Raw genomic sequence first — 21,021 nt, 5'->3', positions numbered from 1 at the left:
GGCGGATGCCGGGATCCTGAACAGTTCTCGGGCGAACTGCCTTGATTCTTCGCCCACCTGGGTACCGCGTTGTGCTGTCCGCCAAAGGGGGGCCCGGAATTCACCCGTCCGGGTCAGCCAGGGTTTCGAGGAAGGCCGAGACCGCTTCGAGGAACGCCTCGGGCTCGGTGTCGTGGATCATGTGCCCGGCGTCGATGGTGACGAGAGTCCCGCCGGGGATCCGGGCGGCCAGCTCGGCGACGCCGTCCTGCGGGATGTGACTGGACGGGCCGCCGGCCAGCACCAGGGTCTTCGCGGTGATCTCGCCGAGCTGCTCGAGCCAGCGGGGATCGGGCCGGTCGATCTGCCGGCGGACGGGCGCCACCAGCTCCCAGTCGAAGGCCAGTTCGCCGTCCGGCCGGGTCGGGACGTTCGGCGTCCGCGGGCGCGGCACCGGTACGTCCTCCAGCACCAGCCCACGGACCCGCCGCGGCCGGCGCTGGGCGAGCAGATAGGCCACGACCCCGCCCATCGAGTGCCCGACCAGATCGACGGCGCCCAGCCCGAGCGCGTCCAGGAACCCGAGCACGTCGGCCTGCATCAGCTCGAGCGTGTACTCCTTCGACCGGTCGCTGCGGCCGTGGCCGCGCAGATCGAGGGCGTACACCCGCCGGCCGCGGGCGAGCGCGGGCGCCACCACGTCCCAGCTGTCGGCGCCCTCGCCCAGCGCGTGCAGCAGCACCAGCGGTCTGGCGTCCGGCGGGCCGGACACCCGGTAGGACAGCCGGATCCCCCCGGCATCGACTGTGCGGTCGTCAACCATGGGGCGAGAATACGGGAGCGCCGGCCCGCGGCCGTCGGGTTCAGGCCAGGCCGAACTGCCGGGCGCGGGCGGCGAGTTCGACGTCGGGACCGGCCGGCAGTCGGGTGGCCTCGCGCCCGTTCAGGCGGAGTGGCGTACCAGTGCGCGGCGCCGTTCGCGTCCCCGAAGGCCGGCGCGGCCTGCGGGAGCCGTCCGACCGCTGCCACCGCACACAGCTCGGCGGCGGAGTCCCCGATGGCTTCGATCGCCTCCGTCAGTGCGTACGGTTCCAGGCCCGGCCGTGGTTCGGTCGGCGCCAGCAGTTCCGTGCCGCCCCACGCATCGAGCAGTACGACGGATCCGCCGGCCGTGACAGCCGACCCCCGCGACGGCCGCGGGGCAGGTGTCACGACCGTGCCGAGCCGCCGTCCGGTGGCGACGTCGAAGGTGCGTACCGAACCACTCGTGTCGGCTACCAGCAGCTGTGAAATGTACTGTGCCGATCCGGCGGTGGCCGCGACCGCTGGTCCCGGCCACTTCTGATCGTCCGTCCGCCAGTGTGCCCAGCGCCCGGCCCAGGGGCTGGGAGGGCCGTACGTGGACAGTCGTGAGCCTGACGCCAAGTTAGCCGAGGCATCGGCAGGTGGAAACCGTGCCGCGGTCCCAGCCGGTCCAGGGCGACGCGAACCGGGCACGGCTACAACATGCCTGTCCCCTGAAGGGAGTTGGATGCCCGGCGGGCCGTCAGCCGGCGGAAGGGCGTACGGCGGTGAGGGCGGCGACGGCGAGGGTGGTGGTGCGGTCGGTGGTGGGGTGGTAGGGGGCGCCGGATTCGAGGGCGGTGACGGCGGCGTTGACCAGGCCCTGGAGGAGGCGGGCGGTGAGTTCGGGGGAGGTGTCGCCGAGGTCGGTGAGGGCCTGGAGCAGGGGGGCGAGCAGTTCGTGGTGGGCGTGGCCGGCGGCCTCGCGGAGGGCGGCGGCGTCGCGGTCGCCGGCCAGGGCGCGGGCGATCCGGTGCTCGCCGTCGCGGACGAGTTCGCACTGGGCGCGGACGTAGGCGGCGACGCGGAGTTCGGGGGTGCCGGCGGCGGCCATCGCGGCGGTGATCCGCTCGGTCCAGCGCGGGGTGGACTCCTGGACCACGGCGGCGAGCAGTTCGGCGCGGTCCGCGAAGTACTTGTAGACGCTGTTGCGGGCCAGGCCGGTGCGGCGGGCGACGGCGGTGAAGGTGACGGCGGCGGCGTCGCCCTCGGTCTCCAGCAGTTCGCGGGCAGCCGTGACCAGCGCCCGGCGCTGCTGGGCGCGGTGGTCGGCGACCGTGGCGGCACTGATCTTCGGCATCTCAACAGTCTAGGAGCCCGGACGGCCCCCGGTTTGGGGACGCCGCGTCGCCATGTTCTATCTTGGGGACACACTGTCCCCATCTCGGAAGGAGCACGGTGTACCTCGCCCTGCTCGAACTCAAGGCCGCCCGCGGCCGCTTCCTGCTCATGGGCTGCGTCGTCCTGCTGGTCGCCGCCCTGGTCGGGATCGTCTCCGGGTTCACCACCGGACTCGGTGACGACACCGTTTCCGCGCTGCGCCGCCTGCCCGCCACCCACCTGGCGTTCTCCCCGGACACCAAGTCCGACCAGTTCGCCCGCAGCCTCGTCCCCGCCGAGACGCTGACCGGCTGGCAGCAGCGCCCCGGCGTCCGGGCCACCCCGCTCGGCGTCGGCATCACCCGCGGCACCACCGACCGGCACACCGAGGTCGACCTCGCCGCGTTCGGCGTCGAACCGGGCTCGTTCCTCGACCCGGGCGCCGAGGACGGCCAACGCCTCGGCGGCGACGACCAGTTGGTGATCTCCCGGAAGCTCGCCGAGGAAGGCGTCGCGATCGGCGACACCCTCACCGTCGACCGGCTCGGCATCGCCCTCAAGGTCACCGGCATCACCGGCCGCGCCTCCTACGGCCACGTCCCGGTCGGCTACGTCACCACCGCCACCTGGCAGCGGATCCGCTTCACCACCCCCGGCGCGAAGACTCCCGCCGCCGAACTCCCGCACCAGTACAGCGCGATCGCCCTCCAGGCCGGAACCTCGGAGCTCGCCGCCGCCGACCGCGAGCTCGGCACCCGCACCGTCCCGCTGGAGGACGCCTTTGCCGCCGCGCCCGGCTACACCGGCGAACGCGTCACCATGACGTCCATCCAGTTCTTCCTGTACCTGATCGCCCCGCTGGTGGTCGGCGCGTTTTTCGGCGTCTGGACCGTCCAGCGGCAGCCCGAACTCGCCCTGCTCCGCGCGATGGGCGCCTCCCGGCGCCGGCTGCTCGGCCACACCCTCGTCCAGGCCGCGGTCGTGGTGATCGGCGGAACCGCGGCCGGCGCCGCGCTCGCCTCCGCCGTCGGGCTGCTGGTCGGCACCGAAGTCCCGTTCAGCCTCCCGGGGTTGGCGCTCACCGCCACCATGGGCACCGTCGCCCTGGCCGCCCTCGCCGGCGCCGCCCTCACCCTCCGCCGGGTCGCCACCGCCGACCCGATGACCATGCTGGGAGCCGGACGATGACCACGCTGACCCTCCGCCAGGTGTCCGTCTCGCTCGGCCGCGGCGACGCACGGACCCCCGTGCTGCGCGGCATCGACGCGACCTGCCGCCCGGGCGTCCTCACCGCACTCGTCGGCCCCTCCGGCTCCGGGAAGTCCACCCTGCTCGCCGTGGCCGGCGCGATGCTGCGCCCCGACGAGGGCCAAGTGCTGCTCGGCGACACCGACTTGGCGCCGCTCGGGGACGCGGAGCGGGCGAAGGTCCGCCGCGAACGGATCGGGTACATGTTCCAGAGCGGCAACCTGCTCGGCGGACTCACCACCGTCGAACAGCTCCTCGCCGCCGCCTCGATCGCCGGACGCCCCGCCCGTCGGCTGCGCCCCCGGGCCGAGGCCGCGCTCGGCGAGGTCGGGCTCGGCCACCGGCTGCGGCACCGCGCCGACCAGCTCTCCGGCGGCGAACGCCAACGCGTCGCGCTGGCCCGGGCGTTGTTCCTCGAACCGGACCTGCTGCTGATCGACGAACCCACCGCCGCCGTCGACCGCGAACAGGCCGGCACCCTCACCGAGCTGATCGCCAACACCGCGAAGGCCCGCGGCTGCGTGGCGTTGGTGGCCACCCACGACCCGGTGGTGACCGACGCGGCGGGGGACGTGATCGACATGGCTGCCGGACCGCGCTGAGGCGGCGTCAGCGGGGGAGAGCTTCGGCGACCGCGCGGGCGAAGGCCTCGGGGTTGTCGAGCATGATGTTGTGACCGCAGTCCGGGACCGCCCGGACGGTCACGCCCGAGGCCGCCAGCCGCTCGGTGTCGGCGGGCGCGCCGTCGGCGGCCGGGTGGAGGAAGGTGCGCGGGACGGGCAGGGCCCCCAGCTGCTCGCGCAGAGCCGGGGTCGTTCCGCGCGCCCGGTGGACCGCCGTGCGGTACAGGGCCTCGCGCCCGGCCAGGCGCATGGTGGCCCACCACTCCGGGCCGACCCGCTGCTCCGTGCGCTGCCATCCGTCGGCCAGGAACTCCTGCTCCGTGAAGGTGTGGATGGCGCTGCTGCCGGGCTCCGGGACCGGCGGGGCCGGGTCCAACGCGGCGTCCACCAGGACGAGTTGGGAGACCAGTCGCGGGTGCCGGGCGGCGAGCAGGACCGCCACCGCGCCGCCCATGCTGTGTGCGACGACCTCGGCGCCCGTCACCTCGGCGGCCTCCAGCGCGGTTGCCACGGCGTCCGCGTGGGCCTCCAGGGTGTAGGTGAAGTCCGTCGGGCGGTCGCTGATGCCGAAGCCGAGCAGGTCGAGCAGCAGCGACCGGCGGCCGGTCAGCAGCGGGTGCGCGGCGGCGGCCGCCCAGTACACGGGCGAGCTGGCGCCGAGGCCGTGCAGGTAGAGGCGGGCGGGCTCCTCGCCGGGGATCTCCACCCACTGGATCCGGTCGCCGTTCGGGGTCACGAGGGCATGGCGCACGGCCGACTCCCTTGGTTGCTGCGGGACTTGGACGAGGTGGACGATACCTCGATGGCGAGGTATCGCGATACCGATATACCGCGTTGCCGAGCGACGGATGTGGCAGCATGGGCCGCATGCTCAAGCTCGCGATCCTCGGATTCCTGCACGACCGGCCGATGCACGGCTACGAGCTGCGCCGGCACCTGGCCGGACTCACCGGCCACATCCGGCCGATCAGCGACGGCACCCTCTACCCCGCGATCAAGCGACTCGAGGGCGACGGCCTGCTCGCCCGTGAGACCGAACCCGGATCGGCCGCCGCCCCCCGGCACACCCTGCACCTCACCCCGGCCGGGCGCGCCGCACTGCTCGAACTCCTGCGTATGCCCGAGCAGTTGGACATCAGCGACGAGAACCGCTGGTTCACCGTGCTGGCCTTCCTCCGCCACCTCGACAACCCCGCCGAGCAGGCCGCCGTACTCCGCCGCCGGCTGGCGTTCCTCAGCGAGCCCGCCAGCTTCTTCTACGACCGCGACGACCGCGACCGGCCGCTGCGCGCGGAGGAGCTCACCGACCCGTTCCGCAGCGGCATCCTGCTGATCGCCCGCGCGACCTCCGAGGCCGAGCTCGCCTGGCTGAACGAGACGCTCGCGGCCCTGGACAACTCGCCACGTCCGCAGGGTGACTGAGAACTGTTACCGAGCCTGCCGGTGGCTGTTACACAACCGGCGGCTCGCCGAGGGCCGCGCTTCCTAGCCTGAGCTGCGTCAACCCGCGGCCACGGGGCCGCGGGTGGCGAGCGCTCGGAGGAGTTCCATGTCAGGTTCCACGTCCATCCGTCGTGCGGTGCGGTTCGCCCTGGTCTCGGCCGGTGTCGTCGGGGCGCTCGCGCTGCCCGGCGCCGCCGCGTTCGCCGACTCCGCCACGCCGAGCCCGGCCGGCACGGCGAGCCCCGTCGGTTCGGCGTCGCCCAGCGCCGCGCGGTCGGCGGCCCCGTCCCCGGTGGCGTCCGCGCCGGGTGCGGGCACGCCGGGTGTGGGCACGCCCACGTCGGGCGCGCAGGTCTCGCAGGTGCCCCGGGGTGGTGCGCAGACCGGTGAAGGCGCGGCCGGCGGGGGTTCGACCAGCACGCTGGTGCTCGGGACGGGGTTGGCGGGTGCGGGTGTTGCCGCGGTCGGCGTGCTCGTCGCCCGGCGCCGTGCCGGCGCGCGGGGCTAGTCCGCACCGTCGCGGCCGGCGCCCTTCGTGGGTGCCGGCCGTGGCGGCCGGACTGCTGATCGCCGCCGGGGTGACGCTGGTCAGCACCCGGAGCGCGGACCCGGCGCCGGTGCGGATCACCGCCGCCGGCCCGGCCGCCGCGGCACCGGCCGACCCGTCGCCGCCCGCGACCGCGCAGGCTCCGTTCTCGCCACCGGTGCGGCTGGTGATCCCGCGGATCGGCGTGGACGCGCCGGTGGACGGCGTCGGCCTGGACGCGGACGGCACCGTCGAGGTGCCGCCGCTCGACAGGCCGGAACAGGTCGGCTGGTACCGCAACGGCCCCGCGCCGGGACGGATCGGGCCGGCCGTGCTGCTTGGGCACTACGACACCCGCAAGGGCCCGGCGGTGTTCCACCGGCTGCCCGGCCTCCGGCCCGGCGACCGGATCGACGTCCGGCGGGAGGACGGCAGCACGGTCTCCTACCAGGTGCGCGAACTGCGCCAGTTCGCCAAGGACGCTTTCCCGACCGAGCTGGTCTACGGCGACACCGCGGGCCCGCAACTGCGGCTGGTCACCTGCGGCGGCACCCTCGGCGGCAACGGCCACTACACCGACAACATCATCGTCTTCGCCGACCCGCTGACCCCCTGACCGACCGCCCACCGCCCACCACCCCCGGGGCGGTGGGCGGTCCGGCGGTGGGGGAGACTGGCGGCTCTTCCCGCCCGCACCCCGCCCGCACCCGAAAGGCGCCGTTTCGACGTGAGGACCTGGACCGTTCGCCCTGCCCTGCTGCGGTGCGTCCTGCTCGGACTGCCGGCGCTGCTGGCGCTGGTGGCCGTCACCGGCTGCCGGGCGCCCGGTGGTCTGGACGACGCCGGGGCGACCCGGCCGATCCAGGCCCACCCGAGCCCGCTGCCGCTGTGGCCCGTGTCCGCGACCTCCGCGCCGCCCGCCGCGCAGGCCTCGGCGGTCCCGCAGGCGCCCGTCCCGCTGCCCGGGCTGTCGGCCGGTTCGCTCACCGAACTCGACGCCCGCGCCGTGCTCGGCGCCGAACCCGACCTGAGCTCGGCCGAGCGGGCCGCGCTGAACGGCCGGTGCACCGGCTGCGAGATCCGGCCCGCCCAGTACCGCGACCTCAACGGCGACGGCAGCCCCGAACTGCTGACCGCCGTGGTCGCCGGCGCCGACTCGGAGGGCGGGCGGGCCGTGCTGCACGTCTACACGCTGCGCGGCCGCGAGGTGCTGCCGGTGCTGACGGTGGCCGCGCTCCCGGGGTTCACCGCCGAGACCGTCGGCGAGGACCTGGTCGTCCACGAGCCCACCGGCCCGTCCGCCGAGACCAGCAGCACCTACCGGTGGAACGCCGGCCGGATGGCCTTCGTCGACCGGCGGATCAAGGCCACCGGCACCGACCCGAACGTCCCCGGCTGCCCGGCCGACAGCGCGCCGACCGTCCCGGTGGTGCCGACCGCCGGGCCGTTGCCGCGCCGCGACCCCACCGACAGCGCGTCCCCCGTCCCGCAGGGCGGCCGCATCCCGGCAGCCCGGCAGGGCGGCGCCGTCCAGCCCGTCCCGACGAGGAACCCATGAGCACTCCCGCCTCCCCGCGCATCCTGCTGGTCGAGGACGACGAGGTGATCCGCGAAGCCACCCAACTCGCCCTGGAGCGCTACGGATTCCCGGTCGACACCGCCGGCGACGGACTGGAGGGCCTGGAACGCTTCCGCGCCGCGCCGCCGGACCTGCTGCTGCTCGACGTGATGCTGCCGCTGCTCGACGGGGTCGGCCTGTGCCGGCGGATCCGCGAGGAGAGCCAGCTGCCGATCCTGATGATGTCCGCCCGCACCGAACCCATCGACGTGATCTCCGGGCTGGAGGCCGGCGCCGACGACTACGTGGTCAAGCCGTTCGAGATCGCCGTCCTGGTCGCCCGGATCCGGACCGTCCTGCGGCGCACCGGCTTCGGGCCGACCGCGACGGCCGCCGCTGCGGCGACCGCGCCGGGGAACTCCGTGCGGGTGATCGACGACCTGGAGGTGGACACCGACGCGATGGAGGTCAAGGTGGCCGGCCGGCCGGTGCCGCTCACCCCGACCGAACTCCGGCTGCTGCTCGAATTCACCGCCGCACCAGGCGTGTTGATGGAGCGACAGGTGCTGCTGGAGCGGGTCTGGGACTACTCCTGGGGCGCGGACAGTCGGGTGGTGGACGTCCACGTCCAGCGGCTCCGGGCCAAGATCGGCGCCACCCGGATCGAGACCGTCCGGGGCTTCGGCTACAAACTGCGGCGGACGACGTGACGCTCCGCCGGCAGATCGCCGCCGTCATCGCGCTGGTCTCCTGCCTGGTCGCGCTGGCCGTGGGAATCCTGGTCCACCAGGCCTCGGTGCGTCAGCACACCGACCAGGCCCGCAAGTCCGCCATGACCGCCCTCGACGCGCTGCTCACCGGGTACGACGCCACGGGAGACCTGGTCGGCGGCTGGCACGCCGCCGCCGACGACCCGGCCCTGCCGGCCGACCTGCGCCGGCTCGCCGAGCGCGGCCACCAGGGCTCGATGCTCGGCCCCGGCCCGCACGGCACCGCGATGTGGGCCGCCGCCGGAACCGACGGACGGGTGCTGTCCGTCCGGATCGACTACGCCGAGGACGCGCGGGCGATCGCCGACCTGGACCGCGCCGTGGCGATCGGTGCCGCACTGTCCGTCCTGGTCACCGTCCTCGCCGGGGTGCTCGCCGCCGACCGGATCAGCAGCCGCCTGCGGACCGCCGCCCGCACCGCCCGCACCATCGCCGGCGGCGACCTCGACGCCCGGATCGGACGGCTCGGCCGGGCCCGCGACGAAGTGGCCGAACTCGCCGCCGCCGTCGATTCGATGTCAGCCACCCTGCGCAGCAAGCTCGCCGGCGAACAGCGCTTCACCGCCGACGTCGCCCACGAACTGCGCACCCCGCTGACCGGCCTGCTGACCGCGTCCGAACTGCTGCCCCCGGGCCGGCCGACCGAACTGGTCCGCAACCGGGTGCGCGCGCTGCGCGACCTGACGGAGGACCTGCTGGAGGTGTCCCGGCTGGACGCCGGCGCCGAGACGCCGGAACTCGCCGACCTCCCGCTCGCCCCGCTGATGGCCCGGATCACCGCCAACGCCGGGGTCGAGCTGCGGACCGACTCCGACGTCGTGGTCAGCACCGACCCGCGCCGCCTCGACCGGGTCGTCGCCAACCTGGTCGCCAACGCGCAACGCCACGGCCGGGCACCGGTGTTGGTGACGGTGCACGGCACCACCGTGACCGTTCGCGACCACGGGCCCGGCTACCCCGAGGAGATCCTCCACGAGGGCCCGCAGCGCTTCCGCACCGGAGCCCGCGAACGCGGCGGCGGCCACGGCCTCGGCCTGACCATCGCCCAGGGCCACGCCGCCGCGATCGGTGTCCGGTTGAGCTTGCGCAACCACCCCGACGGCGGCGCGCTCGCCCACCTCCAACTGCCCGGCCCCGCAGCGCTTTAGCGTTGCGCCGCCATGGCGGGGGTGCCGTGGTCGAGCCAGACGATCGCCGTGGCCAGGTGGCTGATCCGCCAGCCGGCGGGGGTGCGGACCGCCTGGAAGTCGTAGCGGGCGCCGCCGGTGAAGAGCGGGGCGTCGGGGCCGTGCGGGACGTGGGTGGCCTGGACGTTCGCCCGGCCCGTCGCGGTGTCACCGGCCACCTCGATCAGGTGGTTGGTGGTTACGTGGTGGGTCCGCGCCCACTGCGACTTGGGGCCGCCGAAGAAGAGCGGGAGGCCGGCGATCCCGGTGTGGGTGCCGTTGGGCATGTCGAGCACGATGCCGTCGCTGAACACCGAGCGGTACCACGCCTCGTCGCACCACCGCGGATCCGGGTGGTCGAGCCCGGAGACGAAGCGGTCGATCAGCGCGCCGATCCGGCTGCGGTCCGTCAGTTCGCGCAGCTGGTTCTCGAGGCGGTCGATGCGGTCCTGAGTGCTGTTCGGCATGGGGTGTCAGTCCTTGATCTCGCAGATGGCGGCGCCGGAGGTGAGGGCGGCGCCGACCTCCAGGGACAGGCCCGTGACGGTGCCGGATTTGTGGGCGTTGAGCGGCTGTTCCATCTTCATCGCCTCCAGGACGACGACCAGCTCGCCCTCGGCGACGACCTGGCCCTCCTCGACGGCGACCTTGACGATGGTGCCCTGCATCGGCGAGGCCAGCGTGTCGCCGGAGATCGCCGGGCCGGACGCCGACGCCGTGCGCCGCTTCGGCCTGACGCCCGGGGCAGCAGCCGAACGGGCCCCCGAGATGCCCATGCCCGCAGGGAGGGAGATCTCGAGGCGGCGGCCGCCGACCTCGACGACGAGGTTCTCGCGTTCCGGCTCGTCGTTCTCCTCGCCGTCGCCGCCGGCGCCCGCGAACGCCGGGATGGTGTTGTCGAACTCGGTCTCGATCCAGCGGGTGAAGACCGTGAACGGGCCCTCGGAGCCGTGCACCTCGGGGGCGAAGGCGGGGTCGGTGACCACGGCCTGGTGGAACGGGATGGCGGTGGCCATGCCCTCCACCTTGAACTCCTCCAGGGCGCGCTTGGCGCGCTGAAGGGCCTGCTTGCGGTCGGTGCCGGTGACGATCAGCTTGGCGAGCAGCGAGTCCCAGGCGGGGCCGATGACCGAGCCGGACTCGACGCCGGCGTCCAGGCGCACGCCCGGGCCGGACGGCGGGGCGAACAGGGTGACGGTGCCGGGCGCGGGCAGGAAGTTGCGACCCGGGTCCTCGCCGTTGATCCGGAACTCGAAGGAGTGACCGCGGACCTCCGGATCGTCGTAGCCGAGCTCCTCGCCGTCGGCGATCCGGAACATCTCGCGGACCAGGTCCAGGCCGGTGACCTCCTCGGACACCGGGTGCTCGACCTGGAGGCGGGTGTTGACCTCCAGGAAGGAGATCAGACCGTCCTGCGAGACCAGGAACTCGCAGGTACCGGCGCCGACGTAGCCCGCCTCACGCAGGATCGCCTTGGACGCCCGGTACAGCTCGGCGTTCTGCTCCGCCGTCAGGAACGGCGCGGGCGCCTCCTCGACCAGCTTCTGGTGGCGACGCTGCAACGAGCAGTCACGCGTGGAGACCACCACCACGTTGCCGTGCTGATCGGCCAGACACTGGGTCTCGACGTGCCGCGGCTTGTCCAGGTACTGCTCGACGAAGCACTCACCGCGGCCGAACGCGGCCACCGCCTCACGCACCGCCGACTCGTACAGCTCCGGAATCTCCTCCAGCGTACGGGCCACCTTCAGACCACGACCACCGCCACCGAACGCCGCCTTGATAGCGACCGGCAGACCATGCTCCGACGCGAACGCGACAACCTCGTCCGCACCCGACACCGGGTCCGCGGTACCAGCCACCAACGGGGCACCGGCGCGCTGCGCCACGTGCCGGGCGGTGACCTTGTCGCCGAGGTCGCGGATGGCCTGCGGCGGCGGGCCGATCCAGGTCAGGCCGGCGTCCAGGACGGCCTGGGCGAAGTCGGCGTTCTCCGAGAGGAAGCCGTAGCCGGGGTGGATCGCGTCCGCGCCCGAATCGGCGGCCGCCTTCAGGACCTTCGCGATGTCCAGGTAACTGCTCGCGGGGGTGTCGCCGCCCAGCGCGTACGCCTCGTCGGCCGCCCGCACGTGCAGTGCGTCCCGGTCCGGCTCGGCGTAGACGGCGACGCTGGCGATACCGGCATCCCGGCACGCCCGGGCGACGCGGACAGCGATTTCACCACGATTGGCGATGAGCACCTTGCGCATGACGAGTCACTTCTCCCAGGGGTGGAAACCTGCGTCCGGAAAGTCGGGTCCGGAGACCTGCGTCCGGAAAGTCGGGTCCGGAGACCTGCGTCCGGAAAGTCGGGTCCGGAGACCTGCGTTCGGAAACCTGCGTTCGGGAATCCCACCCTGCCCGGTGCTCGCTTCAGGGATCTACGCACCGCACTACACGCCTTGGTCAACTCCGGCTCCGGGCGGCCGTTTTCAGGCGTGGCCGAGGCGGAATCCGACGCCGCGCACGGTGATGATCCAGCTGCTGGAGCCCAGCTTGTTGCGCAGGCTGCTGACGTGGGTGTCGATGGTGCGGCCGGGGCGCGACCAGGAGTCGTCCCAGACCTGGGTCATCAGCTGTCGGCGCGAGACGACGGTCTCGGGCTGGGCCGCGAGCAGGTGCAGCAGGTCGAATTCCTTGCGGGTCATTTCCACCGGCTCGCCGTCGAGCAGCACTTCGCGGGTGCCGGCGTCGATCTGCAGCGGGCCGTGCTTGATGACCTGTTCGAGGACGTGCGGCGGACGGACGCGGCGCATGACGGCCTCCATCCGGGCCACCAGTTCGCGGAACCCGTACGGCTTGACCATGTAGTCGTCGGCGCCGGCCTGCAGGCCGAGTACCCGGTCGAGCTCGGAGTCCCGGGCGGTCAGGGCGATGACCGGGGTGTCCGACATGGCGCGCACGCTGCGGCAGACTTCGAGGCCGTCGATGTCGGGCAGGTCGAGGTCGAGCAGGATCAGGTCCGCGCTGCGGTAGGTCTGCAGGGCCCGGGCCCCGGTCGCCACGCTGTCGGACCGGTAGCCCTGGCGGCGCAGGCCCTGTACCAGGGAGTCGGCGGCCTTGGTCTCGTTCTCCACGACGAGCACCCGGAGGGGCTCGCGCTGCGGCCGCACGGGCTGTTCCACCACCGGCCCGGCGACCGACTGTTCTGCCTGGTGGCGACGGTCGTGATGCGCACTGTGTGCCCGGTGCACCAAAAGATCCGAGGATGACCTGGTCATCTGCTCTCCCCCTGCAAGTCGGCGCTGAGCTCATGGTGAGTAGACGTCAGGAGAATACAAACCGGCATGCCGGTTTGTCAAAGATTCGAGGCCGTCGCGCTGGCGCGGGGGCGGTCTCGGAGGGTGTCTCAACGCATCCGTACAGCAGCAGACTTGACGTGCCCCTGTAGTTGATCTCCGCGCCCCCGGGACGGGCTCGGGCGTGCCGCCGCGACGCCGGCCAGGCCGGTCCGATCGTGATCAAATCGGACGCCCGATTGTTCAATACCGGGGAGTTGGTTTTATAGTAGGGCGCACTGTGCCGCGCCTCCCAAGACGGAGCCGAGAGAGTGAGCAAACAAGAACGGGCGACCCGTACCCGCAACGCGCTGATCCGCTCGGCGGCCGGGCTCTTCGAGCAGCACGGCTATGTGCAGACCGGGCTGACCGCGATCAGTTCGGGTGCGGAGGTCAGCCGTGGTGCCCTGACCTTCCACTTCGAGAACAAGGCCGCCGTTGCCCGCGCCGTCGAGCAGTCGGCCGTCCACGTCCTGCGCCGGGCCGCGCGCCGGGCCACCCTCTGGCAGGGCAATGCCGTGCAGGCCATGGCGGACATGTCCCACGGCTTCGCGTACCTGCTGACGGAGGACGTGGTGGTCCGCGCGGGCTTCCGCCTCAACTGCGACTGGGCGCAGGGCGAGATCGACCTGCGCCGGGAGTGGCAGGGGTGCGTGCAGAGCCGCGTCACCCGGGCCGCGGCCGACGGGGCGCTGCGGCCCGACGCGGAGTTGGAGGACCTGGTGAACACCGTGACGAGCGCGACGCTCGGCATGGAGATACTCGGCCGGCGCGACCGGGAATGGCTGTCGCGCCGCACGGTCACGGGCTTCTGGCAGCAGATGCTGTTCGCTGCCTGCACCGAGCAGGCCCGGGCCGCGACCGACCCGAAGGGCGGCGACGAGGTCCTGGAGCAGATCGCCGAGATCCACCGGCGATTCGCCCCGTACATCGCTTCGCCCGAGAGCGCGCCGGACCAGTAAAACCGACCGCACGGTACCGTTTGGAGTGGGAAAGCCAGGCTGCCGTTGTCCGTGCGTGCCGAGAGGCCCTTGGTTGAGGGCCGGCGCGCGCGTTGACAAACAGTACGATCGGTTTTTGGTGCGGGAGGGTCAGGGGCGCGGTTCCCCGAACCAGCTCCGCAGCGCCTCGGTGAGCCGGCCGCCGTCCGGGGCCCAGGCGATGTAGCCGTCGGGGCGGACCAGCAGTGCCGGAGCCGGCAGCGCGGATCGCGGTACGGGGACAGTGGTGACGACGTGCGCCCAGCCGGCCGCCTCCTGCGCGGGGGAGTCGTCGCTGGTGAGTAGCAGCGGGCGGCCCCCCGCCAGCAGGCCGATGAGGTCGGTGCCGCCGAGGGTGGCGTTGTCGAGGAAACGGCCCTCCCACGGTGACGCGCCCGGCCCGCGGGCCGGCAGGTCCAGGCCCTGGGCGCTGATCATGCCGCCGACCAGCCGGCCGCCCTCGGCGCGGGTCAGCAACTGCTCGAACAGTTCGCGCAGTTCGCGCAGCGCGGGGTCGGGTTTCATCAGGGCGAGCTGGGCCCGGGTGTTGGCGACGACCTGCTGGGCGACGGGCCGGCGCTCGGACTCGTAGGTGTCGAGCAGGCCCTCGCCCGCGGTGCCGCGGACCGCGAACGCCAGCTTCCAGGCGAGGTTCAGGCCGTCCAGCAGCCCGGTGCTCAACCCCTGGCCGCCGATGGGGAAGTGGGCGTGCGCGGCGTCGCCGACCAGGAAGGCCCGGCCCCGGCGGTACTGGTCGGCGAGCCGGGTGAAGTCGCTGAACCGGCTGAGGCTGGTGGCCTCGGACAGCGGCACGGGGTGGCCGGTGATCCGGGACAGCTCCGCCTCGAGTTCCTGCCGGGTCAGCGGCGTGCGCCGGTCCGGGTGCGGGGCGCTCAGGTCGAGGACGCGGACCAGGTGGCGGCCGTCCGGCAGCGGGCGGGCGACCGTCCAGCCGCGCGGTGTGCTCCGCCAGCCCTCCGGCAGCGCGCCCGGCTCGGCGACCCGGACCACGCCCATGGCCGCGGAGACGGTGGGCAGTTGCTCCTCGCAGCCGAAGCCGAGTTGCTCGCGCACGGTGCTGCGGGCGCCGTCCGCCCCGACCAGGAAGTCGGCGGTGAACTCGGCCGCCCCGTCGGGGCCTTCGGCCACCACCACGGTCCGGTCCGCGTCCTGGCGGGCCGTCATGACGCGGTGCGCGCGCAGGACCCGGGCGCCGCGCGCGGTCGCCCGTCCCTCGAACTCCCGCTCCAGGTCGGCCTGGAGGCGCTTGACCACGGCGGGCGGCTCGCTCGCGGGCGCGGTGATGGCGAGCATGTGCAGCCCGCCGAAGTGGAACGGCGTGGACACCGTTCCGGCGCGCTCGGCGGACACCGGCAGGTCCAGGTAGCCGCGGCGCACCAGGCACTGCACCGTCCGGGCGTGCAGCGTGTTGGCCTTCGGGTGCTCGTCGACGGTGTCCCGGGCCTCCAGGACCACCGTGTCGACGCCGTAGCCGGCCAGTTCCGCCGCCACCAACAGCCCGACCGGACCGCCTCCGGCCACCACGACCCGTGTTGCCGCACCCCTGCGCATGGAGCCCCCTGATCACGCCGAAACCGGCGCGCAACCTAACACAGCCCGACCGAACCCCGGCCGTTCGGGGCGGCCGGCCGCCGGGCGCACCGGTGGTGCGCCGCGCCGCCGAGCAGGGTCCGACCGACGCCGGCGCCGCCCCGCGCGCCGACCTCGACCCGACACTGAACGCGTGAAGACGGCGTGTCCGCGATCGACGCCGGGCAGTGCTCGGATCAAGCGGCTCCGACCGCCCAGCCGCAGCGGGTGCGGTGCCCGATCACTCGGCGCGCTCCCGATGACACTCCCGATGCGGCTCTCCCGTCCCGGCCTGCGCCCGCCGCGTTCGCCCGGGTCGAAGAGTTGGTGGAGGCGGCCGGGAATTCCGACGTCCCTGTCTGCGCCCCTGCGCCCCTTCTGTCCCCGCAGGCGACGGCCTCACAGTGCTGTCTCAGGGCCCAAGAAGCCCACCGCCGGGCAACTGGCCACCCGAACCGGGGGACGGCCCGCTACGCCCACTCCGCGCCGCGCTCGGCGAGCCGCGCGAGCCGGCCGGGCGCCGGCTTCGCCCGGCCGGCCTTCTGATGGTCGAGCCAGCTGCCCGGCGCGAAGTGCGACACCACCACCTGCTCCTCACCCGCCGGGGCCGGCCTCCACGGTCCCCAACGGCTCCTTGCGCGGGCGGGGCACCCCGGGGATGCCGCTCCCGCTCGACAAACGCCGCCGGCGCCGCCGGACCCCGGGCGAACCGGCCTGCCCGCGACACCTTCGGCTTCGCCTCCGCGGCGGCCTTCGCGGCCACCGGCCCGGCGCCGGCCCCGATCCCGATCGCGATCGCGATGAGGAGGTCCCGCCGGTCCGCCACCAGGCCCGGCCGGCCGGCGCGCCGCGCCCGCCCGCACCGGCCGAGCTGCTCGCCCTCGTACACCGTCTCCAGCGGCAGCACGGTCCGGTCGGCCAGGCCGTCGGACTCGAGCCCCTGTCGCGTACCCATTTGCACCGCGAGGGTCTCGCGGGTACGCAGCGTGGCGCGTACGACGGCGACCTCGTCGGCGTCGAGCAGGGCTTGGCGCAGTGGGGCGTATGGGCGATGCCGGGTCCTCGCCGGCTCGCGCGGGGTGTTGCGACATACGAGGCTTCTCATCACAACCTCGCTACCTCGAAGTGATCGGGGCGGGGTATCCACTGTGGTTTGTCATGATTTGACGTCAAGTGTCCTGTCGCACTTCCGCGTTGTCGCGTGAGGGTGCGGGGCGCTTTGTTATGAGGAGAGGTGAACCTGCGGATGAGTGCTCGTACGCGTGGACAGGGCGATCTGCCGTGGTACCGGGTCAGCCGTCAGCGGCCCGCGGCCGTATTCAACAGGGCCCTGGCCGGTGGGACGATCCCGGCCGGTGCCGGCGGTGCGTCCGACCTGGTCGGCCCGGGTGGACGGCGTGGGGAGCATGGTGTGGGGGTGATGTCGGTGGGGGGCGCGCTGCTGTCCGCTATGGCGCTGCTGGCGGCCGCGGCTCCACCGGTGGCCGCCGCGCCGGCGGGGGCCGTGCCGGCGCGGGCGCAGGAGGCCGATCCGTCGCAGACCTTCACCTTCACCGGCGCTTCGCAGACCCTGACCGTTCCGGCGGCGGCGGTGGTGACGATCACCGCGGACGGCGCGGGCGGCGCCGACAACACCGGCACCCCATGTTCCGTCACCGGGACCGGTGGGACGGGGGCGCGGGTGGTGACCACCCTGCCGCAGACCGTCGCACCGACGACCTTCACCGTCAACGTCGGCGGCACCGGCGGCAAGGGCTGCAACGGCACCGGAACGGCGGGTGCGGGCGGGTTCAACGGCGGCGCCCCAGGGGGGAGTTTCCCGCTCAGCGGCTTCCACTTCGAAGGTCCGGGCGGGGGCGGGGCCTCCAGCGTCAGCACGGGCGGCTCCCTGCTGGTGGTCGCCGGGGGCGGCGGTGCCTCCGGCGGCACCGGAGCGGGCTCCACGGGAGGCAACGGAGGCAACGGCGGGACGACACCGGATGCCACCGGCGGTACCGCGGGAAGTGCCACCGGCTCCGGGGCTTCCCCGGGGCAGGGCGGGGGCGGCGGCAGCACCAGCACCAGCACCGGGGGCGCCGGCGGGGCCGCCGGCACCGCTCCACCCTGTGCCGCTTTTTCGGGTGGGCCGGGAGGCGGGTTCCTGGGTGCCACGGTCGGCACCGGCGGCACCGGCGGCACCTTCGACGGCGGCTGCGCCGCCACTGCCATCGCTGGCGGCGGTGGCGGCGGGGGCGGCTACTTCGGCGGCGGGGGCGGCGGCAGCGGCGCCGTCAACAACCACGGCACCTCGGCGGGTGGTGGTGGCGGCGGCGGGGGCAGCAGCTTCGCCACCCCCACGGGCACCGGCACGAGCTATGCGCCGTCGACGATCGGGACGGCGAACCACAACGGCCAGGTGACCATCTCCTACGTAGTCCCGTCCTTGACCATCACCAAGACCCACACCGGGCACTTCACCCAGGGACAGGACGGCATCTACACCATCACCGTCGGCAACGCCGCCGGAGCCGCCCCGACCGACGGCACCACCGTCACCATGCAAGACACCCTCCCCGCAGGGCTCGAGGCCGACAGCATCAGCGGCACGGGCTGGACCTGTGACCAGGGCACGCTCACCTGCACTCGCAGTGACATCCTTCCCGCCGGGAGCAGCTACCCGCCCATCACCCTGCAGGTCGACGTCTCCTGCAGCGCCGACGACGAGGTCACCAACGTCGCGGTCGTCACCGGAGGCGGCGACACCACCCCCCACACCGCCACCGACCCCACCAGGATCGAGCGCCCCCGGCACGACGAACACAACAAGTACGACACGCACTGCGACCGCCCCGAGCACTGGTAGACCAACCAGCCCTGGGGACCTCGGAGCCCGCACCACCACAACTACTCGAACAGCGCCCCGGACGGGCTCACCCCCCCGTTCAACGAGAACCAAACCAGCTGCGGAGCACACCCGCGCCACACCGCTTCACGCCCGCAGCCCTTCCACCCGGGCCACGCCGCTGACCCACCAGCAGCCCACCGAACACTGCCGGCCGGCCCCGCACATCGCGAGGCCGGCCAGCAGCACCCGGCAGAAGCGACAGCCTGCCCACGCCCACCCGACGCCGAGCCCGACGAGCCGCGCGAGCCGACCCGACGCCAGTTCCGCCCTCCTGCCTTCCGGTTGTCGAGCCAGGTACCCAGCGCGAAGTGCGACACGACTCGCCCCCGGGGCTGGCCTCCACGACCTCCAACGGCTCCTCGTGCGGCCGGGGCACCCGCGGATGCCGCTCCCGCCCGACAAAGGGCCGCCGGCGCCGCCAGACCCTGGACGAACCGGGCCCGTGCGCGACACCTTCCGCTTCGCCTCCGCGGCGGCCCCGGCGGCCACCAGCCCGGCATCGCCTTCGACCCCGATCGCCGACAGCAGGCCCCACCGGTCCGCCCCCAGCCCCGGCCGGCCGGCCCGCTGCGCCCGCACCCACCGGCCGAGCTGCTCGCCCTCGAACACCGTGGCCGCGCCGGCACCCACAGCGGCGCGCACTCGTCCCCCGCCGCCCGAGCGACGGCCACGAAGGCGACGTGGGTGCGCACGACGGCCAGGACGTGGCCGACCCGCAGCCGCGCCGCCGTCTTGTCCCCGGGCAGCGGCGGCGAGGTGACGCCCTCCAACTCGGGGAAGGTCGCGGCGATCCGCACCGCGTGCTCGGTCAGGAACCACGTTCGCAGCTTCCCGGCCTGCGGCAGCACGACGCTCTCGACCAGGCCCTCGTCCTTGAGTCGCCGCAGTCGCTTGCGCAGCTGCTCCGGGCCCGAGCCCGGGGTGCCGGTGCTGATGGTGGAGGCCGACCGCTCGACCCTGGCCCCGGCCGACGTCGCCGCGGAGTTCCCCCGCTACCGCGAGCCGTTCCGCACCGAGGTCCGCGACAACGATCCGGCCCGCTCCGGCGAGGAGCCGGCCGACCGGACGGTGCACTGGTGGCGCCCCCGGTGATCTGTCCATTCCCTGACATTCGCCGGACGTATTTGCACAGGGCGCACAGAGCCGTGAAGAAACCCTGCGGAGGCCTGAACAGAAGTGCCTTGAAGTCCTTTCTCCGGGCCAACAGACTCATTGACGTCGCCGCAGTTGTGTGTCGAACCGAAGGAACCCGGAAATGGCCGAGGAGAGGTACATGGACGCTTCAGTGATCGTTGTGGGCGCGGGCCCCGCCGGAATGATGCTGGCGGGCGAACTGCGGCTCGCCGGCGTCGATGTCGTCGTTCTCGAGCGTCTCGCGGAGCGCACCGGAGAATCCCGTGGGCTCGGGTTCACCGCCCGCACCATGGAAATATTCGACCAGCGCGGAATTCTCGGCCGCTTCGGCGACGTCGAGACCAGCGACCTCGGTCATTTCGGTGGTCTGCCGATCGATTTCTCCGTTCTGGAAGGCGCCCAGCAGGCCGCGAAGTCGGTTCCGCAGTCCGCCACCGAGACGCACCTGGAGGAGTGGGCGACCAGCCTCGGCGCCGACATCCGGCGCAGCCACGAGGTGCTGGAGGTGACCGACGAGGGCGACGGCGTCCGCGTGAAGGTGCGCGGCCCGAAGGGCGAGCAGACGCTGCGCGCCGCCTACCTGGTCGGCTGCGACGGTGGCCGCTCGATGGTCCGCAAGGCGGCGGGGTTCGACTTCCCCGGCACCGCGGCGACGATGGAGATGTTCCTCGCCGACATCAAGGGCGTCGAACTCAAGACCCGCATGATCGGCGAGACCCTGCCCGGCGGCATGGTGATGGTCGGCCCGCTGCCCGGCGGCACCACCCGGATCATCGTCTGCGAGCGCGGCAACCCGCCGCAGCGCCGCGACACCCCGCCGCCGTGGCAGGAGGTCGCGGACGCCTGGAAGCGGCTGACCGGCGACGACATCTCGCACGCCGAGCCGGTCTGGGTCAGCGCCTTCGGCAACGCCACCCGCCAGGTCACCGAGTACCGGCGCGGCCGGATCATCCTGGCCGGCGACGCCGCCCACATCCACCTGCCGGCCGGCGGCCAGGGCATGAACACCAGCATCCAGGACTCGGTGAACCTGGGCTGGAAGCTCGCCGCCGTCGTCCACGGCACCGCCCCCGAAGGCCTGCTCGACACGTACCACTCCGAGCGGCACCGGGTCGGCAAGCGGCTGCTGATGAACACCCAGGCCCAGGGCCTGCTCTTCCTGAGCGGACCCGAGGTGCAGCCGCTGCGCGACGTGCTGTCCGAACTCATCGAGTACCCCGAGGTTGCCACCCACCTGACCGCCATGGTCAGCGGCCTGGAGATCACCTACGACGTGGGCACGGGCACCCACCCGCTGCTCGGCAAGCGCATGCCGAACCTGGAGCTCACCACCGCCAGGCGGGTCACCACCAGCACCGAACTGCTGCACTCCGCCCGCGGCTTGCTGCTCGACCTCACCGACAACCCGCGGCTGCGTGCCCGGGCGGCCGGCTGGTCCGACCGGGTCGACATCGTCACCGCCGAGCCCGGCCGCCGCACCGCCGCCAGTGGCCTGGGGGACACCACCGCCGTGCTGATCCGCCCCGACGGCTACATCGCCTGGGCCGCGCCCGGCAGCCACCACGACCTGCCGATGGCGCTGGAGCGCTGGTTCGGCAAGCCGCTCGCCGGCTGAGCGACCGACACCCCCACCGAACCGC

General features: G+C 73.5%; 19 protein-coding genes. 12 read left to right on the top strand and 7 right to left on the bottom strand.

Annotated features, from left to right (window positions below):
• Positions 1 to 100: 100 nt before the first annotated feature.
• Both ACFYS8_RS05880 and ACFYS8_RS05875 read right to left on the bottom strand, forming a co-directional pair.
• Positions 101 to 802: an alpha/beta fold hydrolase gene (locus ACFYS8_RS05880; RefSeq protein WP_387636271.1), complete on the bottom strand. Its 702-nt coding sequence runs from the start codon at positions 800 to 802 to the stop codon at positions 101 to 103.
• A 723-nt stretch (positions 803 to 1,525) separates the two neighbouring features.
• Positions 1,526 to 2,122: a TetR/AcrR family transcriptional regulator gene (locus tag ACFYS8_RS05875; protein ID WP_387636269.1), complete on the bottom strand. Its 597-nt coding sequence runs from the start codon at positions 2,120 to 2,122 to the stop codon at positions 1,526 to 1,528.
• Positions 2,123 to 2,220: 98 nt separating this feature from the next.
• On the opposite strand from ACFYS8_RS05875, the gene ACFYS8_RS05870 reads away from it, so the two are divergent.
• Both ACFYS8_RS05870 and ACFYS8_RS05865 read left to right on the top strand, forming a co-directional pair.
• A complete protein-coding gene (locus ACFYS8_RS05870) occupies positions 2,221 to 3,330 on the top strand; it encodes an FtsX-like permease family protein (RefSeq protein ID WP_387636266.1) in 1,110 nt (369 codons plus the stop codon).
• Complete coding sequence (locus ACFYS8_RS05865) at positions 3,327 to 3,992, top strand: ABC transporter ATP-binding protein (RefSeq protein ID WP_387636264.1); 666 nt, start codon at positions 3,327 to 3,329, stop codon at positions 3,990 to 3,992. Before ACFYS8_RS05870 ends, ACFYS8_RS05865 begins: the two co-directional genes overlap by 4 nt.
• Before the next feature lie 7 nt (positions 3,993 to 3,999).
• Here ACFYS8_RS05865 and ACFYS8_RS05860 read toward each other — a convergent pair whose 3' ends face one another.
• The gene (locus ACFYS8_RS05860) at positions 4,000 to 4,764 is read right to left on the bottom strand and encodes an alpha/beta fold hydrolase (RefSeq protein ID WP_387636261.1); all 765 of its coding nucleotides are present in this window, start codon (positions 4,762 to 4,764) and stop codon (positions 4,000 to 4,002) included.
• Positions 4,765 to 4,880: 116 nt separating this feature from the next.
• Here ACFYS8_RS05860 and ACFYS8_RS05855 point away from each other — a divergent pair, with 116 nt between their 5' ends.
• The 6 genes from ACFYS8_RS05855 to ACFYS8_RS05830 all read left to right on the top strand — a co-directional run bounded on the left by ACFYS8_RS05855 (position 4,881) and on the right by ACFYS8_RS05830 (position 9,458).
• Positions 4,881 to 5,435 carry a PadR family transcriptional regulator gene (locus tag ACFYS8_RS05855; protein ID WP_387636258.1) on the top strand — a complete coding sequence of 185 codons (555 nt, stop codon included), beginning with the start codon at positions 4,881 to 4,883 and terminating at the stop codon, positions 5,433 to 5,435.
• 127 nt (positions 5,436 to 5,562) lie between these two features.
• Positions 5,563 to 5,964: a sortase-dependent protein gene (locus tag ACFYS8_RS05850; protein WP_387636255.1), complete on the top strand. Its 402-nt coding sequence runs from the start codon at positions 5,563 to 5,565 to the stop codon at positions 5,962 to 5,964.
• A 40-nt stretch (positions 5,965 to 6,004) separates the two neighbouring features.
• Entirely contained in the window at positions 6,005 to 6,598 is a 594-nt protein-coding gene (locus tag ACFYS8_RS05845; RefSeq protein ID WP_387636251.1) for a class F sortase, read from the top strand.
• Positions 6,599 to 6,709: 111 nt separating this feature from the next.
• On the top strand, positions 6,710 to 7,540 hold the full coding sequence (locus tag ACFYS8_RS05840; RefSeq protein WP_387636248.1) for a hypothetical protein: 831 nt from the start codon (positions 6,710 to 6,712) through the stop codon (positions 7,538 to 7,540).
• On the top strand, positions 7,537 to 8,250 hold the full coding sequence (gene cseB, locus ACFYS8_RS05835) for a two-component system response regulator CseB (RefSeq protein WP_387636245.1): 714 nt from the start codon (positions 7,537 to 7,539) through the stop codon (positions 8,248 to 8,250). Before ACFYS8_RS05840 ends, cseB begins: the two co-directional genes overlap by 4 nt.
• The gene (locus tag ACFYS8_RS05830; protein ID WP_387636242.1) at positions 8,247 to 9,458 is read left to right on the top strand and encodes an ATP-binding protein; all 1,212 of its coding nucleotides are present in this window, start codon (positions 8,247 to 8,249) and stop codon (positions 9,456 to 9,458) included. Before cseB ends, ACFYS8_RS05830 begins: the two co-directional genes overlap by 4 nt.
• Here ACFYS8_RS05830 and ACFYS8_RS05825 read toward each other — a convergent pair.
• The 3 genes from ACFYS8_RS05825 to ACFYS8_RS05815 all read right to left on the bottom strand — a co-directional run bounded on the left by ACFYS8_RS05825 (position 9,455) and on the right by ACFYS8_RS05815 (position 12,643).
• Positions 9,455 to 9,943 (bottom strand): nuclear transport factor 2 family protein, encoded by a 489-nt coding sequence (locus ACFYS8_RS05825; RefSeq protein WP_387636240.1) that lies wholly within the window; start codon positions 9,941 to 9,943, stop codon positions 9,455 to 9,457. The genes ACFYS8_RS05830 and ACFYS8_RS05825 overlap by 4 nt on opposite strands.
• A 6-nt stretch (positions 9,944 to 9,949) precedes the next feature.
• The gene (locus tag ACFYS8_RS05820; RefSeq protein WP_387636237.1) at positions 9,950 to 11,725 is read right to left on the bottom strand and encodes an acetyl/propionyl/methylcrotonyl-CoA carboxylase subunit alpha; all 1,776 of its coding nucleotides are present in this window, start codon (positions 11,723 to 11,725) and stop codon (positions 9,950 to 9,952) included.
• Between the two features lie 222 nt (positions 11,726 to 11,947).
• Positions 11,948 to 12,643 (bottom strand): response regulator transcription factor, encoded by a 696-nt coding sequence (locus ACFYS8_RS05815; protein WP_387636234.1) that lies wholly within the window; start codon positions 12,641 to 12,643, stop codon positions 11,948 to 11,950.
• 422 nt (positions 12,644 to 13,065) lie between these two features.
• Between ACFYS8_RS05815 and ACFYS8_RS05810 the strand changes: the two genes are divergently transcribed.
• Complete coding sequence (locus ACFYS8_RS05810) at positions 13,066 to 13,755, top strand: ScbR family autoregulator-binding transcription factor (protein WP_387636232.1); 690 nt, start codon at positions 13,066 to 13,068, stop codon at positions 13,753 to 13,755.
• Positions 13,756 to 13,884: 129 nt separating this feature from the next.
• Here ACFYS8_RS05810 and ACFYS8_RS05805 read toward each other — a convergent pair whose 3' ends face one another.
• Positions 13,885 to 15,345, bottom strand: coding sequence for an FAD-dependent monooxygenase (locus ACFYS8_RS05805; protein WP_387636230.1), 1,461 nt, complete (start codon positions 15,343 to 15,345; stop codon positions 13,885 to 13,887).
• Between the two features lie 1,438 nt (positions 15,346 to 16,783).
• Between ACFYS8_RS05805 and ACFYS8_RS05800 the strand changes: the two genes are divergently transcribed.
• The 3 genes from ACFYS8_RS05800 to ACFYS8_RS05790 all read left to right on the top strand — a co-directional run bounded on the left by ACFYS8_RS05800 (position 16,784) and on the right by ACFYS8_RS05790 (position 20,996).
• Entirely contained in the window at positions 16,784 to 18,205 is a 1,422-nt protein-coding gene (locus ACFYS8_RS05800) for a hypothetical protein (protein ID WP_387636228.1), read from the top strand.
• Positions 18,206 to 19,180: 975 nt separating this feature from the next.
• Complete coding sequence (locus ACFYS8_RS05795; protein WP_387636226.1) at positions 19,181 to 19,339, top strand: hypothetical protein; 159 nt, start codon at positions 19,181 to 19,183, stop codon at positions 19,337 to 19,339.
• 181 nt (positions 19,340 to 19,520) lie between these two features.
• Positions 19,521 to 20,996 (top strand): FAD-dependent monooxygenase, encoded by a 1,476-nt coding sequence (locus ACFYS8_RS05790; protein ID WP_387636223.1) that lies wholly within the window; start codon positions 19,521 to 19,523, stop codon positions 20,994 to 20,996.
• The last annotated feature ends 25 nt before the right edge of the window (positions 20,997 to 21,021 follow it).

Source organism: Kitasatospora sp. NPDC004615, assembly GCF_042873545.1.
Lineage (GTDB): Bacteria > Actinomycetota > Actinomycetes > Streptomycetales > Streptomycetaceae > Kitasatospora.
This window is presented reverse-complemented; position numbering and strand designations above follow the sequence as displayed.

Bases quoted from the DNA above. Each gene is read 5' to 3' on its own strand.
- cseB (WP_387636245.1), top strand. From the start codon at position 7,537: ATGAGCACTCCCGCCTCCCCGCGCATCCTGCTGGTCGAGGACGACGAG.
- ACFYS8_RS05800 (WP_387636228.1), top strand. From the start codon at position 16,784: ATGTCGGTGGGGGGCGCGCTGCTGTCCGCTATGGCGCTGCTGGCGGCC.
- ACFYS8_RS05820 (WP_387636237.1), bottom strand. From the start codon at position 11,725: ATGCGCAAGGTGCTCATCGCCAATCGTGGTGAAATCGCTGTCCGCGTC.
- ACFYS8_RS05795 (WP_387636226.1), top strand. From the start codon at position 19,181: ATGGTGGAGGCCGACCGCTCGACCCTGGCCCCGGCCGACGTCGCCGCG.
- ACFYS8_RS05880 (WP_387636271.1), bottom strand. From the start codon at position 802: ATGGTTGACGACCGCACAGTCGATGCCGGGGGGATCCGGCTGTCCTAC.
- ACFYS8_RS05865 (WP_387636264.1), top strand. From the start codon at position 3,327: ATGACCACGCTGACCCTCCGCCAGGTGTCCGTCTCGCTCGGCCGCGGC.
- ACFYS8_RS05855 (WP_387636258.1), top strand. From the start codon at position 4,881: ATGCTCAAGCTCGCGATCCTCGGATTCCTGCACGACCGGCCGATGCAC.
- ACFYS8_RS05805 (WP_387636230.1), bottom strand. From the start codon at position 15,345: ATGCGCAGGGGTGCGGCAACACGGGTCGTGGTGGCCGGAGGCGGTCCG.
- ACFYS8_RS05790 (WP_387636223.1), top strand. From the start codon at position 19,521: ATGGACGCTTCAGTGATCGTTGTGGGCGCGGGCCCCGCCGGAATGATG.
- ACFYS8_RS05850 (WP_387636255.1), top strand. From the start codon at position 5,563: ATGTCAGGTTCCACGTCCATCCGTCGTGCGGTGCGGTTCGCCCTGGTC.
- ACFYS8_RS05875 (WP_387636269.1), bottom strand. From the start codon at position 2,122: ATGCCGAAGATCAGTGCCGCCACGGTCGCCGACCACCGCGCCCAGCAG.
- ACFYS8_RS05825 (WP_387636240.1), bottom strand. From the start codon at position 9,943: ATGCCGAACAGCACTCAGGACCGCATCGACCGCCTCGAGAACCAGCTG.